At 52.6% G+C, this 3,080-nt stretch carries 3 protein-coding genes; all 3 read left to right on the top strand.

Annotation, left to right across the window (positions count from 1 at the left end):
- Positions 1–752 (top strand): 4Fe-4S dicluster domain-containing protein (locus RR842_RS11600; RefSeq protein WP_332729819.1); only part of this gene is annotated, 752 nt, incomplete at its 5' end.
- A gap of 94 nt (positions 753–846) precedes the next feature.
- Positions 847–1,308: a VOC family protein gene (locus RR842_RS11605; protein WP_332729820.1), complete on the top strand. Its 462-nt coding sequence runs from the start codon at positions 847–849 to the stop codon at positions 1,306–1,308.
- 46 nt (positions 1,309–1,354) lie between these two features.
- The gene (locus RR842_RS11610) at positions 1,355–2,539 is read left to right on the top strand and encodes an MFS transporter (protein WP_332724628.1); all 1,185 of its coding nucleotides are present in this window, start codon (positions 1,355–1,357) and stop codon (positions 2,537–2,539) included.
- Positions 2,540–3,080 lie beyond the last annotated feature (541 nt).

Below are 3,080 nucleotides of genomic sequence, written 5' to 3' on the forward strand. Positions count from 1 at the left end.
TAAACATGACCCAGTATGGCTTTTTCTTCGATCAAGGCCGCTGCTACGGCTGCAAGGCTTGCTCGGTGGCCTGCAAGGACTGGTACGATATTGCTCCCGGTCCAGAGAAATGGATGAGTGTTTACATGTGGGAAAAAGGTACTTTCCCGCTCACGTCTATCGGTGTCCTCGCCTTCAGTTGTGGTCACTGCGATAATCCTGTATGTGTTGATGCCTGCGATAACGGTGCTATTTTCAAAGAGGATAAGTATGGTGCTGTTTTAGTTGATCAGGATAAATGCCAGGGTGACCGCAACTGCTTTAAGGCCTGCCCCTATGGCGCTCCGAAGTTCGCAAGTGATAAGCCGGGTACCAAGATGAGCAAATGCACTATGTGCATCGATCGTCTAGAAAAGGACCAGCTGCCACTGTGTGTTGCCTCCTGTCCTATGCGTGCTCTGGACTTCGGCCCCATTGAGGAACTCGTTGAGAAGTATGGCGATGTCCGCAAAATCGAGACGATGCCCGATCCTAGCATAACCATGCCTAACTGGGTCGCCAAAGCCAATCCTCCCAAGGAGCAGCTCATTCCCTATGATGTTGAGAAAGCTGTCGCGCTGACCGAGCGTCGCACGGCAACCGACAACGTCTATTCGGGTGGCATCAAGAGCGTCACCGAGTTTGAGTCCGACGTAGCATGCATCAGCGAGCTGCGTATGAAGAACGCCACGGTGGCCGAGGTCATGGCTGCTACCTCCAGCGATCAAGGCTAACGGTAGCCTGACGCCAGAACGGGTGTAGCTGCGCCAAAGCGGCCGCACCCGTTCTATCGATTACCAGATGCTTGCAAAAAAGGGAGGGGGGACCGTGAAATTGGGCTTTCAGCATGTAGGTATCTACTGTCGTGATATCGACGAGTCAATATCATTTTATGAGGAAATTTTTGGCTGCAGGATTCTGTTCAGGGCAGACGCTACGGAGGGGGACAAGCCTCTCAAGATGGCGTGGATTAAGGGGATGGGTATTGTCTTCGAGCTTCTTGAGTGCGAAGACAAGACTACGTGCGATGCTGCCAGACGATGCCTCAACCATCTGGCGCTTCGCGTGGATGATATGAATGAGTTCGTCGCACATCTGAACGCATCGGGTGTTGCCATCGAGGCGGGCCCGTTCGATCCTCCCATGGAATTTGATCGTCCGTTGTCCGAAAAGGATTCCGATGTCTTCATTGCCTTTGGAGACACTGGGGCACAACTGCGGATCATGTTCTTCCATGGTCCTAGCGGGGAGCGTTTCGAAATCGTTCAAGACAACATTGCAGCTCTTTGACGCAATGCAGGACACTTCATCAAACGTAAGGAGGAGGGAAGGCTTTATGAAAACCAATAAGCAGTACGGAAACTGGGTATTGATTGCCGTTGTTATGCTTCTGTTCGGAACAGCGATAGCGACGATCCAATTCAAAGTTCCAGTTGTCATGGGCGATGTTATGGTGAAGATGAATATGGATGCGAACTCCGCTTCTTGGCTCATGTCTATCTTCACGTTCGTCGGCATTATCTTGGCGCTTCCTACGGGTGCGCTTGCTAAGAAATTTGGTCCGAAGACAATGCTGTTAGCTGCAGCCGCGATCATCGCCGCCGGCTCGTTGTTAGGTGCCTTTGCAGGCAATGGCATGATCCTCATCGTGTCTAGGGCGATCGAAGGTGTGGCTTTTATCTTCGTGACCATCTGCGGTCCTTTGGCGGTGCAGAAGTACGTCGCACCCGATAAGATTGGCTCCGCAACGGGTATTTGGGCTCTCTGGGTTTGCCTAGGCTCGGTTGTCGGTGGCGTTTTGACACCAACGCTGTACTCTTCAACCGGATTTGTGGGTGTTTGGATCATCTATGCCGTTGCTGCGGTTGTATTCGCAGTCGTTGTTGCTGTAGTCGTCAAGGATCCCCGAAAAGCGCTCGAAGAAGCCTCCGAGGCTCCTGCGGAAGAGAAGATTAACTACGGCGACCTTGTGAAGCCGAATATCTTACTGTTCCTCGTGGCCTTCCTCGTGTTCAACATGACGCTTATGGCTGTGTTGGGCTTCGGTCCTACCTTCATGCAACAGCAGGGTGTCGAGCCAACGCTGTCGGGTTTCATCAGTACACTTCCCATGCTGCTTGCTGTTATCTCATCCCCGCTGTTTGGAGCTTTGTCTGACAAGTTGGGCCGCCGCAAGCCGCTGTATCTGTTCGCGTTGTTTGTGATGGGGCCTTGTACGCTGATTCTGCTTACCCAAACTGGCCCGCTGATGTGGGCAGGTGCTATCGTCATGGGTCTCGTCGGTTTGGGTGGTCCAGTTATGTGCCTGACTTCTTACATCCATGTTCTCGGCCGCCCCGAGCTCATGTCCATCGGTATGGGTGTGCTCATGTTGGTCCAAAGTTTGGGTCAGTTCTTGGGTACTTGGCTGGTTCCTTTACTGCTCGGTCCCGACGTGTCCTCTTGGATGTTCACGGGTATCGTGATGTGCGTTCTCGGTTTTATCGGTACGGGTGCTCTTGCCCTGTGCAAGTTTAAATAAGGTTTCATTATCTTTTCTCGGGCATGGGCGTAGCGCTTTATGTCCGAGCAGGTTCTGAAAGGATGATCTGCTATGTGTTTTAGACCTGCTGGTGCGTCCGTTGATGGAGAGCGGAGCTTTTGCCCTGAGTGCGGTGAGGAGATTAAGCTCATTCCGGGTATCGTTATGAAGAAGTGCCCACACTGCAAATGCGATCTTATGCCTTACCTAAAGGGCGAGAAGCCGATTCCCGCCCCTGTTGCTCCCGCTGCACCGAAAGTTTCCGCTACTCCCGCAACGCCTTCTGCCCCGAAAGCTTAATGGAGGTTACCGTACATAAGTGGGAACGGCCGAGTTCGTAGCTCGGCCGTTTTGATGTAAAGGCTTTAGCCTGCCGAACACGCGAAGCGTGCGAGATATGCACCACCTGCTATGCTGGTATGTGACAGGTGGTTATGCAAAATCTCCTTCCTTCTAAAATGACGACCTGCCGTCTTTCGCCGCCCTTCGTCTTTCGCCTTGCTTTCAGTGCTACCGGCTTGATGGGCAAGAGGGAAAGAAC

It is taken from the genome of Gordonibacter sp., from assembly GCF_036667095.1.
Lineage (GTDB): Bacteria > Actinomycetota > Coriobacteriia > Coriobacteriales > Eggerthellaceae > Gordonibacter.

Coding starts and splice junctions, on each gene's coding strand:
- RR842_RS11610 (WP_332724628.1), top strand. CDS start 1,355: ATGAAAACCAATAAGCAGTACGGAAACTGGGTATTGATTGCCGTTGTT.